This window comes from Kitasatospora sp. NPDC001309 (assembly GCF_042896295.1).
Lineage (GTDB): Bacteria > Actinomycetota > Actinomycetes > Streptomycetales > Streptomycetaceae > Kitasatospora.
Genome location: NZ_JBIAXC010000005.1, coordinates 214,920 through 235,238 on the forward strand (window position 1 = coordinate 214,920; position 20,319 = coordinate 235,238).

Genomic DNA, 20,319 nt, shown 5'->3' on the forward strand with positions numbered 1-20,319 from the left:
GCCAACAAGGTACCGGCCCGACACCCCTCCCACCGGCCCCGGTCACCCGACATCCCCCGCACCGCTTCTGTCGGGTCACCGGGGCCGGTGGCGCCGCAGGATGGGGGCATGGACGACACGACCTTGACCTCCCGCTTCCTCCGCGACGGCTTCGTGAAGCTGGAGGGCGCCGTCGCGCCCCGGGTGGCCGCCGACTGCGAGCGGCTGCTGTGGCGCGAGACGGGCTGCGACCCGGACGACCCGGCGACCTGGACCCAGCCCGTCCGCCGGGTGGGCGGCCTGGCCCAGGGCCCGTTCGCCGCCGCCCCCAACTCCCCGGCGCTGCACCACGCGTACGACCTGCTGGTCGGTGCCGGGCGCTGGGAGCCGCGCTACTCGCTCGGCACCTTCCCGCTGCGCTTCCCGCACCCGGAGGAGCCGGACGACGCGGGCTGGCACATCGAGGGGAGCTACCTGCCGGCCGGCGAGACCTGGTACTTCACGAACCTGCGCTCCCGGGACCGGGCGCTGCTGATGCTGTTCCTGTTCAGCGAGGTCGGCGAGGAGGACGCCCCGACCCGGATCAGGGTCGGCTCGCACCTCGACGCGCCGAAGGTGCTGGCGGAGTACGGGGAGGACGGCGCGAGCGGGTTGGCGCTCGCCCCCGCCCTGGTGGCCGCCTCCGACCACCGGCCGCTCGCCTTCGCCACCGGCTCCCCGGGCGACGTCTACCTGTGCCACCCGTTCCTGGTGCACGCGGCGCAGCCGCACCACGGGCTGCGGCCGCGCTTCATGGCTCAGCCGCCGCTGATGCCGGCCGCACCGTACGAGCTGGAGCGGGCCGACGGCGCCTACTCGCCGGTGGAGCTCGCGATCCGCCGGGGCCTGGGGCTGTCCTAGGGTGTGTCTGACACACCCTGGCGGGCCACCCGGTTCAGGACGCGGGGGTGGGCGCACGGGCGCTGAACTAGTCCTGGAAGACCACTTCCGGATTGTCCGCCGAGGGGCCGTCCAGCAGCGGGCTGGGGATCCCCTCCAGCGTCCGGTCGAAGAACGCCGTCACGTACGCGCGGGTGATCGCCACCCCGCGCTCCGGGGAGAGGGGCGGCGTCGGGAACCCGGCCTGCTCCTGGATCAGGTCCAGGTCGGAGAAGCTGAAGTGGTCGGCGCCGGCGACCGTCAGCCACTTCTTGTAGCCGCCGAGGGCCGCCCAGGCCTCCCCCCACGTGGTGTCGGTGCCGCTGGGCGAGTGGCTGTCGGTGATGCCCAGCATGAGGAACGGCCGGTCGATCCGGCCGGGCGCCGGGGCCGGTTTGAAGGCGCCGTCCAGGTTCACCCCGGCCCGTATGCGCGGGTCGGCGACCATCGTGTCGGCGGCCGCCGCTCCACCGATGGAGTGTCCGGCCATGCCGATCTGGTGCTTGTCGATGAGGTGCGCCAGGGGCCACGCGGTGTTGCCGTGCGTCAACCGGTCGATCACGAAGGACGCGTCCAGCGCACGGTTGGCGGGGACGGCGTCGACCTTCGTCGGGTCACCGCAGATCGCGCACGGCGGTGTCCGGCCGTTCGCCAGCGTCTCACCGCTGTCCCCGTTGGTGTCGCCGACGAGCGCGACGACGTAACCGTGGCTGGCCAGCTCGGTCGCGAGCGAGGTGAGCGTCATGCGCGGGTTCTCGAACGCGGGGGAGAGGACCACCAGCGGATGCTTGCCGCGCTGCGGCCGCGCGCCGTCGAAGGCGTGGGTGGTGACGCTGGAAAGGGTCTGCGGGGTGACGCCGGAGCTCGCCGGCACGTTCCGGCGCTGGAGGATCCCGGCTGCCTCGGCGAGGGTCGTGTAAGGGGCCGGAGTGCCGGTCCCGGGGACGGCCGGGTAGACCATCGTGACGGCCAGTTGGCGGGGGCCGGACGACGGCACCCACGGGTCGGGACGGTTCTCGTCGGTGAGGTGGATGACGTCCTCGCCGGCGGCGTAGGGGCCGGTCGGGGCGGGGAGTGCGCCTTGGAAGGTCCGCGTGGTCGCCGGTGTGGCCGACGGCGTGGTCGACGGCGCCGTCGTGGCGGCGAACCCGGCGCCGGTTCCGGTGACGAGGGCGGCGAGCGCCAACGCCGCGACAGCGCCCGTTCGGTGATTGCGTTTCATGGGAGGGACGCTAGGTCCCGCGGCTCCGGATCGGATCAACCCGCAGAGGCAACCGTCCTGTTGTCGCTCGTAGCCCCCGTGGGGTACCGGATTCATACGCCAGTACTACGGTCGCCCGGTCCCCCGGCCGGTCACGCCTCGACGGGCACCCCGAACCGGATCGAGTAGCGCTGCTCCAGCTCGGCGACCCGCCCGGGCAGCGCGTCGCGCACCCGGGCCAGCTCGGCCCCGTGCTCCCGGACGAAGGTGTCCCGCAGTGCGGCGCGCAGCGGCTCGCGGGCCGCCTCGACCGGCCGCATGCAGCGGGCGTAGGCCGCGCCGAGGCGGCGGTCCTCGGCGCGGGCGGCCTCCTCGGTCGGGGCGCTCTGGAGGGCGCGGTCCACCTGGTCGAAGAAGTGCTGCTCGCCGTCGGCCCGGACGCCCTGCCCGGACAGGCAGTCCGGCAGCTCCCGTCGGGCGGCGAGCACCGCTTCGTCCCGTTCCAGGACGGCGAGGCCGGTGAGCCAGGCGGACTGCAAGGGCCCGTAGCCGGAGCGCAGGTGGTCGGAGGCGGTCGCGCCCTCCCGGTCGCAGCGCTGCTGGGCGGCCGGGTCGGCGGACGCCGAGGACGTCCCGGACATCGGTGCCGGGGCGGTCGGGACGGTGCTCGGGCTGAACCCGTGGCGGGCGATGTGGGCCAGGTCGGGGATCTCGAACTGACGGATGAACATCGGGGGCGGGGCGTCGGGCACCTGGACGCGGGCGGTTGCCAGGCAGTCGCGCATCGCCCGGTCCCGGACCAGGGCGGTGAAGCCGTCGAGCCCCTGGGTGAGCCGGGTGTCCACGCCGGTGGCCGGCAGCAGCATCGGGGTGAGGTCCGTCGGCAACCGGTAGTCCACGGCGGCCCGTTCGGCGGAGGGCGGCGCGATGGCGGCCGTGGCTCCCGGGCCGGCGGCCGAGCATCCGGTCGTCAGGGCCAGGGCGGCGCAGAGCAGTCCGGCCGCCGGGTGCGGGGCGGTGGTGCGGCGCGGACGCCGGTGGACGCGGGGCATGGGCGGAGGACTCCGGCGGGGCAGGGGGGAGGACGGGACCGGTGATGGGCGCGAAAGCACCGTGGCCCCCGCCCGCTTTCCGGGCGGGGGCCACGGGGGGGCGTCAGTGCACGACGACGAGCTGGTCACCCGGGTTGCGGCTGATCACGGTGAACTGGGTGCCGGGGCTCAGGTCGGTGATCAGGGTGTTGGCGGGGTCGTTGATGTCGTGGGTCCCGTTGTCCAACTGGACGTAGCCGCGCGAGGCGCCGATCCAGCCACTGCCGGAGGACTTCCGGTAGTAGCCGGCGTAGCCGGAGTACTTGCCCCACGGGTTGTTCGACCAGGAGACGTTGACGTCGTGGCACGGGGAGTTGGACTTGGTGAGGACCGTGACGTTGTTCAACGTGGTGCCCTGGCTGGTGATGCTGTTGGGCACGCAGCCGGCGGCCGAGGCGGCGGGCGCCAGCACGACCACCGAGGTGGCGGCGGTGCCGGCCACGGCGAGGGCGGCAAGGAACTTCTTCATGAAATGACTCCCCAGGGGAACGACACGGGCGGCGGAAATCCCGGCAGGGGCCGCCCAAAGCGCCGCAAGGTTATCCCGGGAAATCACCCGGACCTGCACGATCATCTGCTTTACGGCGTCTTTGCCTCATCTTGTGATCGTATTGAAATAGTTTCGGAAGTGTATTCAGCCCGCCACGCTCGCGACCCTGGACACCGGGTGCGACGGCCCGGCGGGCGAGCGGATCCGCACGTTCGGCGAGCTCGGCGCCGCGATCGTGGCGGAGGCCGAACGGCTGCTGGCCGGCCCCTGGCCGCCGCACGGACCGCGCTGACGGCCTCCCGGCGGAAGTGTCCGGTCAACGTCGGGTGAACGTCGTGGCCGGTCCGTACGGGCCGCGGTGAGGATGGACCCCGCGCCGGCGACGGCGATTCCTACCGACTGGGGGGCAACGAATGAGGTACCGGTACACGGCCGTGCTCGGTGTGGCGGCCGCACTCGTCACGGTGATCGGCGCGTCGGGAACGGCGAACGCCTACTACAACCAGGACAACCTGGTCATCGGCAGCGTCAAGTTCATCGATCACCACCTCGGGAGCGTGTACGGCAGCTACGAGCTGAGCTCGACCACCTACAGCACCGGCGCGGCCAACCTCCGCTGGAAGGTCGCGTCCGCCGCGCCCGACACGGGTTACCCGAACGTCCAGCTCCGCAACGACAGCAGCGGGCGCTGCATGCGGGCGATGAGCTCCGGCACGGTCCAGATGAAGTCCTGCGACGACAAGGACTCCTACCAGATCTGGGCGATGACCAACGGCGCGTACGGCACCCAGTTCTTCAACTTCGCCGTGCGTTCCTGCCTGGACAACGGCAACAACAGCCCCTACCTCTTCCACGAGGAGGGCTGCAACAGCAACAACCCGTACCAGAGCTGGTACCTGACGCGGTAGCGCGCGGGCCGGAACCGGAAAGCAACCAGAGCAACCACCGACAACACCAGGAGACACCGATGATCACGAAGCGCACCGCCGTCCGCCTCGGCGCCGTCGCCACCGTCGCCGCGGTCGGCTTGGGCCTCAGCACCGGGATCGCGTCGGCCGACACCACCTACCCGGCCAACGTCCCCGGTTGTGCCGGGGGCATGGTGGTCTCGTTCTACAGCGGGCACGACCACGTACAGGGCTACGCGATCTCCACCGGGGGCAACGCGTGCAGCGTGGTGCTCTCGCAGTCCAACGGCGGGAGCTCCAGCAACTGGACCAACATCCCTCACGACACGGCCTGGACCGACACCCTGCTGGACGCCGGGATCACCTCGCACGTCGTGGTGTGCAACGGCGACACCGGCCGATGTGCCACCAGCGCCTCGTACTGACCGGTGCCGTTTCCGACCGCCCGGCCCGCGGGGCCGGGCGGTCGGCCGCGTCTCACCTCGTGATGTCGCCGTCCGGCAGGTCCTGGACGGTGACCTTCCCGCGCGGCTGGCCCAGCAGGCGGGCCACCGCGTCGCCGATCCCCTGCGCGTCGCCGGTCGGCCCGGGCGGGGCCGTGTCGGTGTAGCGCTCGACGGCCTTCCGGAAGTACGACGGGTTCCAGGCCCCGACGGCCCCGCTGACGTCGACGGACTGCACCGGCCGGTGGCCGACGGCCCGCCTGATGACGGGGAGGATCTCGTCCGAGCTGTACTTCCCCGGGACCTGGAACAGGCTCGCATGGCCACCGACCTTGCCGCCGTCCCGCAGCAGGACGGTGACGACCAGGCAGCTGGTCACCGACGGGTAGGTGATCGTCCCCCGCGGACCCACCTCGCCGACCTCGCCCTCCGTGATCCGGACGGAGGTCGCGGAGGTCGCGGCGGCGGACGCCGCGGGTTGCCCGGGCGACGGCGCACCGGCCTGCGCGGCGTCGGCCCCGCCGGCCGTGCAGACCGCCAGCACCATCGCCGCTCCGACGGCCAGCCCCGCCCTTGCCACGCCCCGCCCGGACCTCACCAACACCATGACCCCACATCCCGGAGAACCGGCCTGCGCCCAGCCGCGCAGGCACGCGGCCACACATGCTTCCGAGGACGAACGATCCCGTCAACTCGATGCCCCCGGCGGCGCCCACCGTCGTGAACCACCACCGACCCCGCTGCCACCGCCCGTTCCGGCGCCAGTGCGGCCGCTGACGCCGAGGAGGGCACGGTCAGTCGGTGGCCCGGGCGGCGGCCGGCAGTGGTTCGACCCCGACGACCCGGCGGATCCGGGTGGGCTCGACGAACACGGTGACCCGCCGCTCGCCGGGGATGCGCCAGCCGTACTCCTCGACGCCGAGGTACTTGCGGGCGAGACGGTCCATCTGCCGGTCGGCCTGCTCGCCGGTCACGAACTCGACGGCCCGGCCGTGGATCTGGACCCGGTCGTACGGATCGGCCGGGTCGGAGGAGGAGAGGCAGACCCGGGGGTCGTGGCGCAGGTTGCGCTCCTTGATCCGGCCGACGGAGGTGTTGAAGTACACCCGCTCGCCCTCCAGACCGACCCACATCGGCGTGACGTGCGGAGCACCGTCCACCCCGGTCGTCGCCACGAACCAGATCCACGGCTGCGCCAGCCGCGCCCGGAGGTCCTCCGTCCAGATGTCCACCGGCCGTCCTCTCTCGTCGTTCCGCGGCGGCCCCTGACGGGTGCCGCCCGTCTGATGCCGCCTCAGCGTAGCGAGCCTCTCGCGCTGGAACGGGAAGTCGACCGGGCCGACTTCCCGTTCCAGTACCGGGCGGTACAGTGCGATTCGGTGCGACGGCCCCGCGCGGTCGGCCACCAGGTGGATCGGGGGAGGGACGGGATGGACGGACGCACGGTCGTCCTCAACGAGTTGGCGCAGGGCGTCCGGCCGCTCGGTGAGGGCCTGAGCTGGTTCGAGGGCCTGGCCGACGCCGAGCAGTGCGAAGTCCTGCGCATGCTGGCGGAGTTCTGCCTCCAGGCCCGGGCCACCGGCGAGGACGGCCCGGAGAGCATCCGCCGGGCCGGGATCAGGCCCACCCACACCCCGGCCGTCCTGCTCGTGCGCGGGCGCATCGGCGAGCAGCTGGTGAAGATCGCCGACCTTCCGCAGGACGAACGGGCCAAGGCGTTCCGGCTGCTGGTGGCGCTCCTCGGTGTCGCCGACGAGCGTCGGCGGGCCGTCTTCTGCGCGGGCGGGTGTGGGCACGCCTGGCACCACGTGGGAACCTGACTCCGGCCGCGACCCCGACTCCGGCCGCGACCCCGACCCCGACCCCGACTCCGACCCCGGCCGCGAGGAGCCCGGCGGTTTCGGGACGATGGCGGGGTGGCCACTTCGCCGAGAGCGCACGGATTGCGCCGTTCGGGTGAGCGCGGGGTTCGGCGGGGCGGCCCGGTGGGCAGAGCCTGCGACATGACGACACCCGGGATCACCCGCCGCCACCGCCGCCGTTCCACCGCGCCCGCGTCCGCCGCCCAGGCCCGGCCCGTGCGGCAGCCGGTCCCGGCTCCGCCGGTCGGCCGGTGCTGCCGCACGTGGTCCAGCGAACACCTCACCCGGAGCGGCCGGGCCGTCCGCACCACCTGGCACGAGCCCGCCTGCCGGTCCTGGCACACCACCGCGTGACGGGCGGTGGCCGTGCCGGGGGAGCGGCCGCTGCCCGGCCCGCCGTGCCGAACGCCGGGGGCGATCTACCATGAGAGGCGAGGTCCGCTGCGGCCCGTACCTTCCCTCGCTGAAACGGTAGGGAGGCCGGCATGGAGTTCGAGGCCGGATCCAGAGGTGGGGGCGGGGGCGGGGGCGGAGCGCGCTATCTGCCGATCGCCGAGCACGGGTTGATCGGTGACCTCCGTACGGCCGCGCTGGTGGGGACGGACGGCACCATCGACTGGTACTGCTGCCCGCGGTTCGACGCGCCCAGCGTGTTCGGGTCCATCCTGGACGCCGAGCGGGGCGGCTCCTTCGAGCTGGCCGCCGACGTGCCGGCCCGGACCCGGCAGTTCTACTTCCCCGACACCAATGTGCTGATCACGCGGTTCTACGCGGCCGACGGCGTGGCGGAGATCCAGGACTTCATGCCGGTCGTCGACGAGTCCCGCGAGGCCTCCCGGCACCGGCTGATCCGGCGGGTGGTGTGCGTACGCGGGACGCTGCCGTTCGCGGCCCGGATCGCGCCCCGCTTCGGTTACGGAGCGGAGCCGCACACGGTGCGGGTGCGGGCGGGCGAGGCCGTCTTCGAGGCCCCGTCGATGGCCCTGGCGCTGACGTCGACCGTGCCGCTGGAGGGCGACGGCCGGGACGTCCGCTCGCACTTCAAGCTCCTGGAGGGCGAGTCCGTGGTGTTCGCGCTGGACCGGATCGGTGAGGACGTCCGCCCGCGGGCGTGTCCGCACGCCGAGGCCGAGGCGCAGTTCGAGGCGACCGTCCGGTTCTGGTGCGACTGGCTGAGCCACTCGCGCTACCGCGGCCGCTGGCGGGAGATGGTGCTCCGCTCCGCGCTGCTGTTGAAGCTGCTCACCTACGCGCCGACCGGCGCGATCGTGGCCGCGCCGACGACCAGCCTGCCCGAGCGGATCGGCGGCGAACGCAACTGGGACTACCGGTACGTGTGGGTGCGCGACGCGGCCTTCTGCGTCTACGCCATGCTCCGCCTGGGCTTCACCTCGGAGGCCGAGGCGTTCATGGCCTTCCTGTCCGAGCGCGGCATCATGCGGGGCGCCGGCCCGTCCGGCCCGCTGCAGATCATGTACGGCATCGACGGGCGCAAGGACCTTCCCGAGTCCGAACTGGACCACCTCGAAGGGCACCTGGGCTCGGCGCCGGTACGGGTCGGGAACGGCGCCACCCACCAGCTCCAACTGGACATCTACGGGGCGCTGATCGACTCCGTCTACCTGTACGACAAGTGGGGGCAGCCGATCAGCAGCGACCACTGGGACGAGGTCGGCGCCGTCGTGGACTGGCTCTGCGACCACTGGGACCAGCCCGACGAGGGCATCTGGGAGACCAGGGGCGGCCGGCGGGACTTCGTCTACTCGCGGCTGATGTGCTGGGTCGCGATCGAGCGGGCGATCCGGATGGCCAACCGGCGGGGCCTGCCCGCGGACCTCGGCCGCTGGCTGCGGAACCGGGACGCGATCTACCGGCAGATCATGCGGGAGGGCTGGTCCGCCGAACGCGGCGCGTTCGTCCAGTCCCTGGGCGCCGACGTCCTGGACGCCTCGGTGCTGATGATGCCGATGGCCAAGTTCGTCTCGCCCACCGACCCCAAGTGGCTGGCGACCCTGGACGCGCTCACCCGGGACCTGGTCTCCGACTCCCTGGTCTACCGCTACGACCCGGCGGCCAGCCCGGACGGCCTGCACGGCACCGAGGGCACCTTCTCGATCTGCTCCTTCTGGTACGTCGAGGCACTCACCCGGGCCGGCCGCCTGGAGGAGGCCCGGCTGGCCTTCGAGAAGATGCTCACCTACGGCAACCACCTCGGCCTCTACGCCGAGGAGATCGGCCGCACCGGCGAGCAACTCGGCAACTTCCCCCAGGCGTTCACCCACCTGTCACTGATCAGCGCGGCCTTCAACCTCGACCGCGCCCTCGGCTGAGCCGGGCGACGGAGCGTGGGATCCCGGATTCCGTGTCCCCGGGTGACCTCGGCCTCCTGATCGTCGGGGCGGAGGAGGGCCGGCCGGCTGGTTGGTGTGCGGGGCCGACGGAACCAGGTAACGTCTTCCTCGTGTGCTTCCAGACGCCGATCTACGAGTGAGCGCGTGATGGGCCCCTGCTGACGTCCTTCGACGTCGCCGCCCGTCCCCCACCGATGAATCCGTAGACCGCTTCACTTCACTTCACCACCGGGAGAACCCAAGACCGTGAGCAAGAACATCAACAATCCCGTGGGCATGGGCGGCGGCCAGCGCAAGAGGCTGTCCCGCGCCGAACGGCAGAACAACGGCCCGCACCGCAACCTCGACCGCCAGGGTGCAGCCGACCAGAAGGCCGAGCTGGTGCGCAAGATGCGCGAGAAGGCAGGAACGGCCGAGGGCGCCGAGCGGGCGGACGGCGACACCGCACAGGGCTGACGCACCACCGCAGCGCGCCGCTGCAGCGCGGCACCGCACAGGGCTGACGCACCGCCGCAGCGCGGCACCGCACGGGGCAGGGCTCCGGTACGGCGAAGGGGTCCCACCGACCGGTGGGACCCCTTCGCGTAGGCGGGTCAGCCCGCTGCCCCCGCCGCCGGCCGGACGGCGACCGCGTCGATCTCGAAGAGCATCCCCGGCAGGGCGAGCGAGGCGACCCCGCTGAGCGTCTGCGCGGGCAGCCGGTCGCCCCAGGCCCCGGCCAGGGCGCTGCCGAGGACGGCCAGCTTCTCCAGGTCGTGGTCGACGACGTACGAGCCGAGCCGGACCACGTGCTCGAAGCCGAGGCCGACCCCGGCGAGCGCGGTGCGCAGGTTGGCGAGGGCGAGCTCCACCTGGGCGGCGAAGTCGCCGGGCACGACCTGGCCGCCGGCGTCGGAGGCGTACTGGCCGCCGATGAACACCGGTTCGCCGGGCGCGGAGGCGGCGTGGCTGTAGCCGAACGGCGTCGGGTCGTGCAGGCCGGGCGGGTTGGTGATGGTGCGGGTGTCGGTCACGGGGTTCCTTCCCTGGTGTCGGGCCGAGCTGGGTGCCGGGGCGGTCTACGGCTCGGACCGGGCGGCTTCCTCCCGGGCGTCGCGCCAACTCGGCGACTCCAGGAAGTGGTTGTCGAAGAGGTCCTGCTTGGCGAGGAGTTCCTCGACCGTCGCCTCGCCCGCGCGGATCCGCTCCAGCAGGCGGAAGTAGTCGAAGCGCTCCACCCCGGGGGTGATCACGATCAGCAGGTCCGCCCCGGAGTCCGGAGCCGCCGCGAAGGCGTGCGGCAGATGGGGCGGCACCACCACGAGGTCGCCGCTGCGGGCGGTGACCACCTCGTTCCCGACCAGCACCTGGGCCGAGCCGTCGACGACGAAGAACAGCTCCGAGGAGCCCCCGTGGTAGTGCGGAGTGGCGCCGTCCTTGCCGCGCCCCAGTGTGACGCGCAGGGTGCTCAGGGCGCCGCCGGTGGCGCTGGAGTCCGCCAGCAGCCGCCCCTTGCCGCCGAGCATTCCGACGGTCTCGGCTTCGTCGCCCCGCACCACCACGGCTTCCGGTCCGATCAACGTCATTGGCCTCTCCCCACAGTGCGTGCTCAGATAGTTCTCTGGCTGATAGTACTACGTCTAACTATCTCGCACCGAAGTAATATGCCCCCATGGATCACGTGGACGTCATGCTCGACCAGTGGGGCCGGGAGCGCCCGGACCTCGACCTGGCGGCGGTCGGCATCGTCGGCCGCCTCGGCCGCTTCGCGCTGCTCGCGGGCCGGGTCGTCGAAGAGGTGTTCAAGCACCACGGCCTCCAGCGCGGCGAGTTCGACGTTCTCGCCACCCTGCGCCGCTCCGGCGCGCCGTACGAACTGATGCCTTCCGAACTCGCCGCGCTGCTGCTGATGTCACGGGCCGGCATGACCAGCCGGATCGACCGGCTGGAATCGGCGGGCCTGGTGGAACGCCGCACCGACCCGGCGGACCGGCGCAGCGTCCGCATCGCCCTCACGGCGGCCGGACGCGCCCTCGTGGACGCCGCCTTCACCGACCACGCGGCCAACGAGACCACGCTGCTCTCCGCCCTCTCGGGCGAGGAGCGGGCCGCCCTGGACATGATCCTGCGCAAGCTGCTCGCCGACGTCGAGGGCGCGGAGAGTCCGGCGCCCTGACGGCCCGTGCCGTCCGTGACGACTACCGCGCCTCGACGTACTCCGCTTCCGTCGCGGCGGTGGCCACGGCCGTCGGCCGGGCGGCGATCGGCCTGCCCGGCCGGCGCCCCCCGTCCGGGACCCTCGCGCCGCGCATCACCAGCGCGTCAGGAGGGGGACGGCTCCAACTCCCCCGCGAAGACGATGACCTGGTCGATGAGGCTCCGTCGCAGATGGACGACGTCCGTCCCCGCCAGGCGGGGGCCGCCGTCCGGGGTGGTGAAGACCCACCGGTACCGGGCCCACTCGTCCGGCATGTCCACCTCCGAGCAGCGCGCCATCGTGCCGGTCCCCGCCGGGTGGCGCCGGAGGTCCAGTACGAACCGCTCGACCGCCGCGATTCCCTCGCTGCGACCCAGTGGCCCCCAGAAGACCACGTCCGAGGTCAGCGCCTGGGAGAGGAGGGCGGTGACATAGCTGTCGTCCGAGGCGTTGAACGCGGAGATGAAGGTGTCGATCGCGGAGCGTGCCGTCTCTTCCTGCATCCCCCAGTCATACCAGCTGTTGCCCGGGCGTTCGTCCCGCGAGCCGCTTTCCGATCACGGTTGGGCGTCCCGCACGAGACGGAGGGTGCGGGAGGGGGTGGTGGTGCGGTTCAGGTCAGTTCAGGCCAGTGAGTGACATGTTCACGACAGTAGCGTGATCTCTCCGTCACTGTACGTGCCAGTACCGTCATGCTGTTCCTACGGAGACGAACGGCCCGCCGTCGTCTCCGGTGGCGCGGCCGCGCGATCGAGTGGCTGCCCTCCCATCCCGCCGGCGAGTGCTGTGCCGTCCGTCGCGGCCACGGCTGACGAGTAGCCGCTGCGGGTCTCAACGTCCTTATTCGTAAAGGGGATCGACTCATGCTGCCCACCATGTCGCAGGACGCCCGGGAGACCTTCCTCGCCGACCGCCGGGTCGGGGTGCTGAGCGTCGCGGACCCCAGAGAAGGCGACCGGGCGCCCCTGTGCGTGCCGGTCTGGTACGGCTACGAGCCCGGGGGCGAGGTCCTCGTCCAGACGGGGCGCGAGACGGTCAAGGGCCGACTCCTGCGCGCCGCCGGCCGGTTCAGCCTCTGCGTGCAGGACGAGCGGCGGCCCTACCGGTACGTGAGCGTCGAAGGGCCGGTCGTCGCCGTCGAGGACCCGGTGCCGCCGGCCGTCCGGGACGCCCTGGCGCACCGCTACCTGGACCCGGACGAGGCCCGCGGCTACCTCGCCGCCACCGCCGACCAGCTCAAGGACGACATCCTGTTCCGGCTTCGCCCGCAGCGCTGGCGGACCGCCGACTTCTCGGCCTTCGCCGCCGACTTCACCGAGCCCGCCGAACCGGCGGCCGCCCCCGCCGCCCCCGCCGCCGACAGCGCGGACTGACCTGGCGTGCCGTCGGCACCGGCCCGCAGCCGCGGCCGACGGAGCCACCTCCTGAGAAGGATCCATGACCGACATCGACGTTTCGTCACGCCCGCCCCACCTCCCTGCCCCCCGCCCCGCGGCCCGCGCCTCCCGCGCCGACCGGCCGCAGGACCTCACCCTGCCGGAGCTCTTCGCCCGGCAGGCGGCCGCCCGCCCGGGCGCACCGGCCGTCCGCCACCGCGACCGCACCCTCGACTACGGCCAGGTGGACGCCGGATCGACCGCCCTGGCCGCCCGCCTCCTGGCCGCGGGCATCACCCCCGGCGAACCCGTCGGCGTGTGCGGCGGCCGCTCCCCGGAAGCGCTGATCGCCCTGCTGGGCATCCTCAAGGCCGGCTGCGCCTACGTCCCGCTGGACGACGACCTGCCCCCGGCCCGTCTGCGCGCCATGGCCGAGGACGCCGGACTGCGCGCCGCCGTCACTCTGCCCGGCGCCGAACGTCCGGTCCGCGGCCTACGGGTGAGCATCCCGGTCGTCGAGGACGGGGACCGCGCACCGGCACCCGACCGGACCACGGGCGTCCCGTCCACCCCCGGAGACTGCGCCTACGTCGCCTTCACCTCCGGCACGACCGGCCGCCCCAAGCCGGTGGCGATCCCGCACCGGGGAGTCGCCCGCCTCGTCCTGGCCGACCGCGAACTGCCCCCGCCCGGGCCGGGCGACCGGATCCTGCACGGCTACGGCCTCTCCTCGGACGCCTCGACCATCGAGATCTGGGGCGCCCTGCTGACCGGCGCCTGCCTGGTGATCGCCAACCGCGAGGAACTCCTCTCGCCGACCGCGCTGGAACACCTGCTGCGCAGCCGGGGCGTCACCGTCGCCTACCTGACCACGAGCGTCTTCCACCTGCTCGCCCGGACCCGCCCCCAGGCGATGGCGGGCCTGCGGTTCGTCTCGGCCGGCGGCGAGGCGATGGACCCGCGCCTGGCGAACGCCGTCCTCGCCGCCTGCCCCGGCACCACCGTGGTCAACTTCTACGGCCCGACCGAGAACTCGGTGGTCTCCACCGCCCACGTCGTCCGCCCGCTGCCCGAGGACGCCGCCGGCGTCCCGATCGGCCGCCCGTACGCCGCCACCACCTGCCACGTGCTGCGCGCCGACGGCACGCCCGCGGCGCCGGGCGAGGAGGGCGAGCTGTACGTCGGCGGCGACGGGCTGGCCCTCGGCTACCCGGGCGACGAGCAGCTGACCGCGGAGCGGTTCGTCCGGCTGCCGCAGGTCGAACCCGGCGGCCGGCTCTACCGCACCGGCGACCGGGCCGTCCGCACCGCCGACGGCCTGCTGGAGTACCGCGGCCGCGCGGACCGCCAGGTCAAGCTGCGCGGCGCGCGGATAGAACTCGACGAGGTGGAGGCCCGGCTGCGCGCCCACCCCGCCGTGGCCGAGGCCGTCGTCGAGGCCGACAGCGACGCGCTGACCGCCTACATCACCCCCACCGCCCCGGGGGAGCCCCTGCCGCTGCCCGAGCTGCGCGGCTACTGCGCCCGCTGGCTGCCGCCGCAGGCCGTGCCCGCGCTGGTCGCCCTCGACCGCTTCCCGGTGACCAGCGGCGGCAAGGTGGACCGCAAAGCCCTCCGCGCCGTCGACGTCGGCCGCGCGGACATCCCGCCGCAGGAGCAGCCGGCCGAAGGGCTCGCCGCGATCCTCACCGGGATCTGGCAGCAGGTGCTGCGCACCCGGCCCGCCCCCGAGGACGACTTCTTCCACCTCGGCGGCGACTCCCTGCTCGCCTCCGAGGCCGTCACCCGCACCCTCGCCGCCCTCGGCCTCGACGCCGCACTCAGCTCCACCCTGATCCGGGCGCTGCTCACCGCCCCCACCCTCGCCCGCTTCACCGAGGCCGTCCGGGCCGCCCGCGACGGCTCCCCGAGCGGCGCCGGGGCCGGGGAGAGCACCGTCGACTTCGTCCGGGAGAGCGAACTCGGCTTCCGCCTGCCGCCCGCCCAGGGCCCCGCGCCCCGCCCCCGGGACCCGGAGCACGTGCTGCTCACCGGTGCCTCCGGCTTCGTCGGCGCCTTCCTGCTGACCACCCTGCTGCGCCGCACCGCCGCCCGGATCCACTGCCCCGTCCGCGCCGCGAGCCCCGCCCACGCCGAACAGCGGGTGCGCACCGCCCTCGCCCGCTACGGACTGCACCTCGACGAGGCCGACCGGCAGCGCCTGGAGTGCTTCCCCGCCGACCTCGCCGAGCCGGGCCTCGGACTGTCGGCCGAGCGGCGCGCCGACCTGGCGGCCCGGCTGGACCTGATCGTCCACAACGGCGCCCAGGTCAACTTCCTCTACCCGTACGAGCAGCTGCGCGCCCCCAATGTGGAGGGCACCCGGGAGATGGTCCGGCTCGCCGCTCCCCGCCGTGTCCCGGTCCACTTCCTGTCGACCGTCGCGGTCGTCGCCGGCGCCGGGGCCGCCGGGGTGCGCGACATCGCCGAGGACGCCCCGATGGCCCACGCCGACGGGCTCACCATGGGCTACGCCGAGAGCAAGTGGGTCGCCGAAGGGGTGCTGCGCCGAGCCGCCGAGCAGGGACTGCCGATGGCCGTCCACCGCCCGTACGAGGTGACGGGGGAGCAGGTGAGCGGGGTGAGCAACACCGAGACCGCGATCTGCTCGCTCTTCCGGACGATCGCCGAGACCGGGCTGGCCCCGGACATCGCCCTGCCGATGGACTTCGTCCCGGTCGACCACCTCGCCGAGGCCGTCGTCCACATCGCCACCCGGCGGGACGCCGACGGCCGCACCTACCACCTCACCAACCCCCGTCCCGCGATGCTGTCGGACGTCATCGACCGGATGCGCGCGGCCGGCTGCGCGGTGCGCACGCTGCCCTACCAGCGGTGGGTGGACGAGCTGGTGCGCCACGTCGCCGCGAACCCCACCAGCGCCACCGCGCCCTTCGTGTCGCTGTGCGTGGACCGCAGCCGCACCGCCGACATGTCCGTCAAGGAGCTCTACTTCGAGGGCACCTTCCCGGTGCTCGGCCGGCACAACGCCGAGGCCGCCCTGGCCGACAGCGGGCTGCACTGCCCGCCGGTCGACGCCGCCCTGCTGGACCGGTACCTGGAGTACTTCTTCGCCTCCGGCTACCTCCAGCGCCCCACCACCACCACCACCGGCGTCCGGGAGGGCACCCGATGACCGACACCGCCGCCCCCGCCCCGATCCCCGTCCCCGAGGTGACGCCCGGCACCGCCGGACCGCCCTGTGGCTACGCCCGGCTGCGCGCCGAACAGCCCGTCGTCCAGGCGCAGTTGCCCAACGGCGAGACCGCGTGGCTGCTCGCCCGCTACGCGGACGCCCGGGCCGCCTTCGCCGACCCGAGGCTGGTGCGGCCCCTGCTGTCCGCCTGGCCGCCCGTCGAGGGCGACGACGCGCCGCCGCCCTGCCTGCCGACCTTCCTGGAGATGCGGGGAGAGCACCACGAGCGGGTGCGGCGCGCCGTCCTGCCGCTGTTCGGCCGCGGGCGCCTGGAGTTCATGCGGCCCCGCATCCGCGCCATCGCGGAGGAACTGATCGACGCCATGACGGCCGACTCGCCCGACCGCACGGCCGACCTGGTGGCCGACTGCGTCGAACCGCTGCCGCTGCGCGTGCTGTGCGAGACCATCGGCCTCCCGCACGAGGACCGCGACCGCTACCTCCCGCACACCCTCACCCTGCTCAGCGCCGCCGGGCTGACCATGGACGAGATCCTCGCCGCGCTGTACGCCCTCCAGGACTACGCCTCCGAGCTGATCACCCGCAAGGAGGAGGAAGCGGGGGAACCGAAACAGGACGGGGACTACATCCGGCTGCTGCTCGCCGAGACCCGCCGCCCCGGCAGCGAGCTGGTCAGGGACGACGTGGTCAGCTTCGTGGTCACCATGCTGATGGCCGGCTACAAGACCAACATGCAGCACACCGGGAACGCCCTGCTCACCCTCCTCACCCACCCCGACCAGCTGCGCCGGCTGCGCGAGGAACCCGCCGGGATCGCCGGCGCCGTGGACGAACTGCTGCGCCACGTACCGCTGATGAACGCGATCAACATCCTCGTCGCGGAGGAGGACCTCACCCTCCACGGGCAGCTGATCCGGGCCGGGGACGCCGTCGTGCCGGTGCCCGCCTCCGCCAACCGCGACCCCGAGGCGTTCACCGACCCCGACCGCCTCGACCTCACCCGCACGCCCAACCCGCACCTCGCCTTCGGCCACGGCCCGCACGCCTGCACCGGTGCGCACCTGAGCCGGATGCAGCTGGCCGTGGTGATCCAGGTGCTGCTGGAGAGGCTGCCCGGCATCGAACTGGCCGAGCCCGCCGAGTCGCTGCCCTGGGACGAGACCACCCCGCTGCGTGCACCCGCCCGGCTGCCGGTGCGCTGGTGACGACGGCACCCCCGCCGCGCACCCCTGCTCCCGTACAGCCGCGCACCCCTGCTTCCGTAGAGAAAGGACCGCGCCGCATGAGCGCACCCCAGGCGCCCGCCACCACCGACGAGGTCCCGGACGGCATCCCGGACGTGGAGGCGCTGCCCCGCTACCCGTTCAGCACCGACGGCGACCGCCTCGCCCCCGAGCTGGACGAGCTGCGCAGCCGTTGCCCCGTCGCCCGGGTCAGGACCAACGCCGGTGGCGAGGCCTGGCTGGTCACCGGCTACGAGCTGGCCCGCGACGTCCTGCGGGACCGCGCCTTCGCCCGCTCCGTACTCGGCGAGGCCGACAGCCCGACCCAGGACGCCCCGATCCTGGCACCCGAACTGCTGGACGCCATGAACCACCTCCAGCAGGCCGGACTGCGCGACGAGGTGCTCGCCGCGCTCGGCCGCAACCAGCCCGAACTGCCCGCCGACTGGGTCGCCGAGGTGACGCGGGAGGGCCTGGAGCGGATGGTCGCCGAGGGCGTGCCGGGCGACCTCCAGCGCCACTTCGCCGAGTGGGTCGCCGCACAGTGCCTGTGCCGGCTGCTCGGTCTGCCCTTCGAGGACCGTGCGTGGCTCGCCGAGCGCGCCGACAAGGACCTCACCATGGCCACGTACTCGGACGAGGAACTGGCCGTCAACTGGGAGGAGATCCGCGCCTACATGGCGGCCTTCCTGGCCGCCCGCACCCCCGGGCAGCCGCGCGGCCTCGCCGACCGGCTCGCCGACCTGAACGCCGACCGGCCGTCCGAGGGGCCCGCCGGGCCGAAGGGGCTGAGCGACGAGCAACTGTCCAACATCGTCTCCGTGCTGTTCGTCAGCGGCTACGAGGACTTCGCCGGCTTCCTGGGCGTCGCCGCCGTCAACCTCCTCCAACACCCCGAGGCGATGGCGGAGTTGCGGGAGAGCCCGGAGGCGACACCCCGGCACGTGGAGGAACTGCTGCGGTGCAGCGTCGTCCTCGGCAACGCCATCCCGCGCTTCGTCACCGAGGACACCTCGCTGGGCGGCGAGCGGGTCAAGGCCGGCGAGCTGATCCTGCTCTCCCTGGACGCGGCGAACTACGACCCCGGCACCTTCGCCGACCCCGAGCGGTTCGAGCCCGCCCGCTCGCCCAATCCCCACCTGCGCTTCGGCCACGGCCGTCACCACTGCCCCGGCGCCCACCTGGTGCGGCGGCAGTCCGACACGGCCTTCCGGGTCCTGCTCCAGCGGTTCCCCGGGCTGCGCCTGGCGGTGCCGGTGGACGAGGTGCCGTGGCACCCGAACCGGATGGCCATCATGGCCGCCGCGATTCCGGTGACCTGGTGACCTGACCCCGCCCTGACCCTGCTCCGACCCCGCCCAGACCAGACCGGACCAGACCCGCGCCCCCTGCCCGCACACCGGGCCGGGGGCGCGGTCGTCGTCGCCCCCGGCGGCTCGCGTCGTCTCCCTTTCGCCTTGCTCATAACCTTTCAGAAAGGTTACCTCTCTCGCGTGTCCGACAGGCTCGGGTTGCTGCTTTGCGGTGGTTTGTAGGTGCTTGATGACGCATCATCACGCCGGGAGTCCAGAAGCGGTTGACGGCTGGGCTGATGAGATGCCATCGTCATAACCGTTCAGAGCAGTTACTCGGATCCAGGGGTGGAACCATGGCCAAGGAGCACGAGCGGCATGCCCGAGGGGCACCGGTGGGGCGGCGGATGCTGCTGGGGACCTTCGCCGCGGGGATGGCCGGACTCGCCGCCGCGCCCCCGCTCCAGCGCGGGTGGGAGAAGCTGCTCGGGGCGGCCTCTCAGCACGATCCGACCGGGCTCACCGGGCTGCTGCCGGACCCCGGCGGCTTCCGGTACTACAGCATCGTCGGCTCGGTGCCGCGCAAGGACGAGACCGACTACAGCCTGCGGATCGACGGCCTGGTCGACCGCCCGCGCAGCTACACCCTGCCCGACCTGCGCGCGCTGCCGCAGACCCGGATCGTCCGGGACGTGCTGTGCACCGACGGCTGGCGGGTGGACGGCACGCCCTTCCAGGGGGTGCGGCTCGCCGACCTGCTGGACGCCGCGGGCGTGCGCACCGAGGGCAAGGCGCTCCGCTTCACCTGCTTCGACGGCGCGTACAGCGAGAGCCTCACCCTGGAGCAGGCCCGGCGCCCGGACGTACTGGTCGCGCTCACCATGCAGGACCGGCCGATCAGTCACGAGCACGGCGGCCCGGCCCGGCTGTACGTGGCGCCGATGTACTTCTACAAGTCGGCCAAGTGGCTCTCCGGCATCACCGTCACCGACCGGGTCATCCCCGGCTACTGGGAGGAGTACGGCTATGCGGTCGACGGCTGGCTCGACGGCGCCGACCGCAGCGCCTGAACCCGCGCGGCCCGAACCGGTGCTGCCCGAACCGGTGCTGCCCGAACCGGGCGACCGGGTCCGCCGGTTCACCCGGGCGCAGCGCCTGGTCCACCGGAGCACCGGACTGCTGATGCTGCTCTGCCTGGCCGCCGGAGCCTGCCTCTACCTCGGTCCGCTCGCCCAACTCGTCGGGCGGCGGCACCTGATGGTCACCCTGCACGAGTGGTCCGGCGTCCTGCTGCCGGTGCCGCTCCTGCTCGGCCTGTTCTCCCGTGCCGTCCGCGCCGACCTACGCCGGCTGAACCGCTTCGCCCCGTACGACCGGCAGTGGCTGCGGGCCGCGCGCCGCCGCCTGAGCGGGCCGCAGGACCGCCCGGCGGGCAAGTTCAACGCGGGGCAGAAGCTCTACGCGGGCTGGATCGCCGGCGCGGTCCTGGTGATGGCGGCGACCGGACTGCTGATGTGGTTCACCGGGCTGCTGCCGGCCGTCTCCCGGACCAGCGCGATCTTCGTCCACGACTGCCTCGCCTGGGCGGTGGTCGCGGTCCTGATCGGGCACACCCGCCGGGCCCTGCGGGACCCGGAGTCGCGCCGGGGCATGCGCACCGGCCACGTCAGCCGCAGCTGGGCGCGTCGTGAGCACCCGCACTGGCTGCCGGAGGAGCGAGCCGGCGCCGAAGCCGCCCCGCGCGACCACGCCTGACGGCGGGCCGGATCCGGCCCGGACCGTCAACCCCGTTACACCCAAGACCACTTCACAC

At 73.3% G+C, this 20,319-nt stretch carries 22 protein-coding genes; 14 read left to right on the top strand and 8 right to left on the bottom strand.

Translation table 11 applies throughout. From position 1 onward, the window contains the following. Positions 1 to 108: 108 nt before the first annotated feature. Positions 109 to 879: a phytanoyl-CoA dioxygenase family protein gene (locus ACFY2K_RS07535; protein ID WP_387710132.1), complete on the top strand. Its 771-nt coding sequence runs from the start codon at positions 109 to 111 to the stop codon at positions 877 to 879. Between the two features lie 67 nt (positions 880 to 946). On the opposite strand, the gene ACFY2K_RS07540 is transcribed toward ACFY2K_RS07535, so the two are convergent. The 3 genes from ACFY2K_RS07540 to ACFY2K_RS07550 all read right to left on the bottom strand — a co-directional run bounded on the left by ACFY2K_RS07540 (position 947) and on the right by ACFY2K_RS07550 (position 3,658). After that, the gene (locus tag ACFY2K_RS07540) at positions 947 to 2,119 is read right to left on the bottom strand and encodes an alpha/beta hydrolase family protein (protein WP_387710134.1); all 1,173 of its coding nucleotides are present in this window, start codon (positions 2,117 to 2,119) and stop codon (positions 947 to 949) included. A gap of 131 nt (positions 2,120 to 2,250) precedes the next feature. Next, a complete protein-coding gene (locus ACFY2K_RS07545) occupies positions 2,251 to 3,150 on the bottom strand; it encodes a hypothetical protein (protein WP_387710136.1) in 900 nt (299 codons plus the stop codon). 103 nt (positions 3,151 to 3,253) lie between these two features. After that, positions 3,254 to 3,658, bottom strand: coding sequence for a hypothetical protein (locus ACFY2K_RS07550; RefSeq protein WP_380528591.1), 405 nt, complete (start codon positions 3,656 to 3,658; stop codon positions 3,254 to 3,256). A gap of 434 nt (positions 3,659 to 4,092) precedes the next feature. Here ACFY2K_RS07550 and ACFY2K_RS07555 point away from each other — a divergent pair, with 434 nt between their 5' ends. Both ACFY2K_RS07555 and ACFY2K_RS07560 read left to right on the top strand, forming a co-directional pair. Next, complete coding sequence (locus ACFY2K_RS07555) at positions 4,093 to 4,587, top strand: ricin-type beta-trefoil lectin domain protein (RefSeq protein ID WP_387710138.1); 495 nt, start codon at positions 4,093 to 4,095, stop codon at positions 4,585 to 4,587. A gap of 59 nt (positions 4,588 to 4,646) precedes the next feature. After that, on the top strand, positions 4,647 to 5,012 hold the full coding sequence (locus ACFY2K_RS07560; RefSeq protein ID WP_380528599.1) for a hypothetical protein: 366 nt from the start codon (positions 4,647 to 4,649) through the stop codon (positions 5,010 to 5,012). A 52-nt stretch (positions 5,013 to 5,064) separates the two neighbouring features. Here the strand turns inward: ACFY2K_RS07560 and ACFY2K_RS07565 are convergent, their stop codons facing one another. Together ACFY2K_RS07565 and ACFY2K_RS07570 are read right to left on the bottom strand one after the other, a co-directional pair. After that, the gene (locus ACFY2K_RS07565; RefSeq protein WP_387710140.1) at positions 5,065 to 5,610 is read right to left on the bottom strand and encodes a hypothetical protein; all 546 of its coding nucleotides are present in this window, start codon (positions 5,608 to 5,610) and stop codon (positions 5,065 to 5,067) included. Between the two features lie 214 nt (positions 5,611 to 5,824). Continuing rightward, positions 5,825 to 6,262, bottom strand: a complete 438-nt coding sequence (locus tag ACFY2K_RS07570; protein ID WP_387710142.1) for a PPOX class F420-dependent oxidoreductase — start codon at positions 6,260 to 6,262, stop codon at positions 5,825 to 5,827. Between the two features lie 198 nt (positions 6,263 to 6,460). On the opposite strand from ACFY2K_RS07570, the gene ACFY2K_RS07575 reads away from it, so the two are divergent. From ACFY2K_RS07575 to ACFY2K_RS07590, 4 genes are all read left to right on the top strand, one after another. Then, positions 6,461 to 6,850 carry a DUF5958 family protein gene (locus tag ACFY2K_RS07575; protein WP_380644647.1) on the top strand — a complete coding sequence of 130 codons (390 nt, stop codon included), beginning with the start codon at positions 6,461 to 6,463 and terminating at the stop codon, positions 6,848 to 6,850. Between the two features lie 183 nt (positions 6,851 to 7,033). Continuing rightward, positions 7,034 to 7,246 carry a hypothetical protein gene (locus tag ACFY2K_RS07580; protein ID WP_380528606.1) on the top strand — a complete coding sequence of 71 codons (213 nt, stop codon included), beginning with the start codon at positions 7,034 to 7,036 and terminating at the stop codon, positions 7,244 to 7,246. Between the two features lie 131 nt (positions 7,247 to 7,377). Further along, complete coding sequence (locus tag ACFY2K_RS07585) at positions 7,378 to 9,222, top strand: glycoside hydrolase family 15 protein (RefSeq protein WP_387710145.1); 1,845 nt, start codon at positions 7,378 to 7,380, stop codon at positions 9,220 to 9,222. Positions 9,223 to 9,489: 267 nt separating this feature from the next. Further along, positions 9,490 to 9,699 carry a DUF6243 family protein gene (locus ACFY2K_RS07590; protein WP_380528610.1) on the top strand — a complete coding sequence of 70 codons (210 nt, stop codon included), beginning with the start codon at positions 9,490 to 9,492 and terminating at the stop codon, positions 9,697 to 9,699. Between the two features lie 137 nt (positions 9,700 to 9,836). Here the strand turns inward: ACFY2K_RS07590 and ACFY2K_RS07595 are convergent, their stop codons facing one another. Together ACFY2K_RS07595 and ACFY2K_RS07600 are read right to left on the bottom strand one after the other, a co-directional pair. Then, positions 9,837 to 10,256 carry a RidA family protein gene (locus tag ACFY2K_RS07595; protein ID WP_380644649.1) on the bottom strand — a complete coding sequence of 140 codons (420 nt, stop codon included), beginning with the start codon at positions 10,254 to 10,256 and terminating at the stop codon, positions 9,837 to 9,839. A 45-nt stretch (positions 10,257 to 10,301) separates the two neighbouring features. Further along, a complete protein-coding gene (locus ACFY2K_RS07600) occupies positions 10,302 to 10,808 on the bottom strand; it encodes a cupin domain-containing protein (RefSeq protein ID WP_063352400.1) in 507 nt (168 codons plus the stop codon). An 86-nt stretch (positions 10,809 to 10,894) separates the two neighbouring features. On the opposite strand from ACFY2K_RS07600, the gene ACFY2K_RS07605 reads away from it, so the two are divergent. Beyond that, entirely contained in the window at positions 10,895 to 11,398 is a 504-nt protein-coding gene (locus tag ACFY2K_RS07605; RefSeq protein WP_380528613.1) for a MarR family winged helix-turn-helix transcriptional regulator, read from the top strand. A 146-nt stretch (positions 11,399 to 11,544) separates the two neighbouring features. On the opposite strand, the gene ACFY2K_RS07610 is transcribed toward ACFY2K_RS07605, so the two are convergent. Continuing rightward, positions 11,545 to 11,922, bottom strand: a complete 378-nt coding sequence (locus tag ACFY2K_RS07610) for a nuclear transport factor 2 family protein (protein WP_380408990.1) — start codon at positions 11,920 to 11,922, stop codon at positions 11,545 to 11,547. 360 nt (positions 11,923 to 12,282) lie between these two features. On the opposite strand from ACFY2K_RS07610, the gene ACFY2K_RS07615 reads away from it, so the two are divergent. The 6 genes from ACFY2K_RS07615 (at position 12,283) to ACFY2K_RS07640 (ending at position 20,261) form a co-directional block, all read left to right on the top strand. After that, positions 12,283 to 12,792 (top strand): pyridoxamine 5'-phosphate oxidase family protein, encoded by a 510-nt coding sequence (locus ACFY2K_RS07615; protein ID WP_380592832.1) that lies wholly within the window; start codon positions 12,283 to 12,285, stop codon positions 12,790 to 12,792. Positions 12,793 to 12,856: 64 nt separating this feature from the next. Continuing rightward, complete coding sequence (locus tag ACFY2K_RS07620; RefSeq protein ID WP_387710148.1) at positions 12,857 to 15,970, top strand: amino acid adenylation domain-containing protein; 3,114 nt, start codon at positions 12,857 to 12,859, stop codon at positions 15,968 to 15,970. Next, a complete protein-coding gene (locus ACFY2K_RS07625) occupies positions 15,967 to 17,196 on the top strand; it encodes a cytochrome P450 (RefSeq protein ID WP_387710150.1) in 1,230 nt (409 codons plus the stop codon). The genes ACFY2K_RS07620 and ACFY2K_RS07625 overlap by 4 nt, the downstream gene beginning before the upstream one ends. A gap of 77 nt (positions 17,197 to 17,273) precedes the next feature. Further along, positions 17,274 to 18,539: a cytochrome P450 gene (locus tag ACFY2K_RS07630; protein ID WP_380528621.1), complete on the top strand. Its 1,266-nt coding sequence runs from the start codon at positions 17,274 to 17,276 to the stop codon at positions 18,537 to 18,539. Between the two features lie 323 nt (positions 18,540 to 18,862). After that, positions 18,863 to 19,576 (top strand): molybdopterin-dependent oxidoreductase, encoded by a 714-nt coding sequence (locus ACFY2K_RS07635; RefSeq protein WP_380528623.1) that lies wholly within the window; start codon positions 18,863 to 18,865, stop codon positions 19,574 to 19,576. After that, positions 19,533 to 20,261 carry a cytochrome b/b6 domain-containing protein gene (locus tag ACFY2K_RS07640; RefSeq protein WP_380592824.1) on the top strand — a complete coding sequence of 243 codons (729 nt, stop codon included), beginning with the start codon at positions 19,533 to 19,535 and terminating at the stop codon, positions 20,259 to 20,261. The genes ACFY2K_RS07635 and ACFY2K_RS07640 overlap by 44 nt, the downstream gene beginning before the upstream one ends. Positions 20,262 to 20,319 lie beyond the last annotated feature (58 nt).

Excerpts from the sequence above, each read along its gene's own strand:
- ACFY2K_RS07535 (WP_387710132.1), top strand. The coding sequence starts at position 109 with ATGGACGACACGACCTTGACCTCCCGCTTCCTCCGCGACGGCTTCGTG.
- ACFY2K_RS07540 (WP_387710134.1), bottom strand. The coding sequence starts at position 2,119 with ATGAAACGCAATCACCGAACGGGCGCTGTCGCGGCGTTGGCGCTCGCC.
- ACFY2K_RS07545 (WP_387710136.1), bottom strand. The coding sequence starts at position 3,150 with ATGCCCCGCGTCCACCGGCGTCCGCGCCGCACCACCGCCCCGCACCCG.
- ACFY2K_RS07550 (WP_380528591.1), bottom strand. The coding sequence starts at position 3,658 with ATGAAGAAGTTCCTTGCCGCCCTCGCCGTGGCCGGCACCGCCGCCACC.
- ACFY2K_RS07555 (WP_387710138.1), top strand. The coding sequence starts at position 4,093 with ATGAGGTACCGGTACACGGCCGTGCTCGGTGTGGCGGCCGCACTCGTC.
- ACFY2K_RS07560 (WP_380528599.1), top strand. The coding sequence starts at position 4,647 with ATGATCACGAAGCGCACCGCCGTCCGCCTCGGCGCCGTCGCCACCGTC.
- ACFY2K_RS07575 (WP_380644647.1), top strand. The coding sequence starts at position 6,461 with ATGGACGGACGCACGGTCGTCCTCAACGAGTTGGCGCAGGGCGTCCGG.
- ACFY2K_RS07580 (WP_380528606.1), top strand. The coding sequence starts at position 7,034 with ATGACGACACCCGGGATCACCCGCCGCCACCGCCGCCGTTCCACCGCG.
- ACFY2K_RS07585 (WP_387710145.1), top strand. The coding sequence starts at position 7,378 with ATGGAGTTCGAGGCCGGATCCAGAGGTGGGGGCGGGGGCGGGGGCGGA.
- ACFY2K_RS07600 (WP_063352400.1), bottom strand. The coding sequence starts at position 10,808 with ATGACGTTGATCGGACCGGAAGCCGTGGTGGTGCGGGGCGACGAAGCC.
- ACFY2K_RS07605 (WP_380528613.1), top strand. The coding sequence starts at position 10,895 with ATGGATCACGTGGACGTCATGCTCGACCAGTGGGGCCGGGAGCGCCCG.
- ACFY2K_RS07610 (WP_380408990.1), bottom strand. The coding sequence starts at position 11,922 with ATGCAGGAAGAGACGGCACGCTCCGCGATCGACACCTTCATCTCCGCG.
- ACFY2K_RS07615 (WP_380592832.1), top strand. The coding sequence starts at position 12,283 with ATGCTGCCCACCATGTCGCAGGACGCCCGGGAGACCTTCCTCGCCGAC.
- ACFY2K_RS07620 (WP_387710148.1), top strand. The coding sequence starts at position 12,857 with ATGACCGACATCGACGTTTCGTCACGCCCGCCCCACCTCCCTGCCCCC.
- ACFY2K_RS07625 (WP_387710150.1), top strand. The coding sequence starts at position 15,967 with ATGACCGACACCGCCGCCCCCGCCCCGATCCCCGTCCCCGAGGTGACG.
- ACFY2K_RS07630 (WP_380528621.1), top strand. The coding sequence starts at position 17,274 with ATGAGCGCACCCCAGGCGCCCGCCACCACCGACGAGGTCCCGGACGGC.
- ACFY2K_RS07635 (WP_380528623.1), top strand. The coding sequence starts at position 18,863 with ATGGCCAAGGAGCACGAGCGGCATGCCCGAGGGGCACCGGTGGGGCGG.
- ACFY2K_RS07640 (WP_380592824.1), top strand. The coding sequence starts at position 19,533 with ATGCGGTCGACGGCTGGCTCGACGGCGCCGACCGCAGCGCCTGAACCC.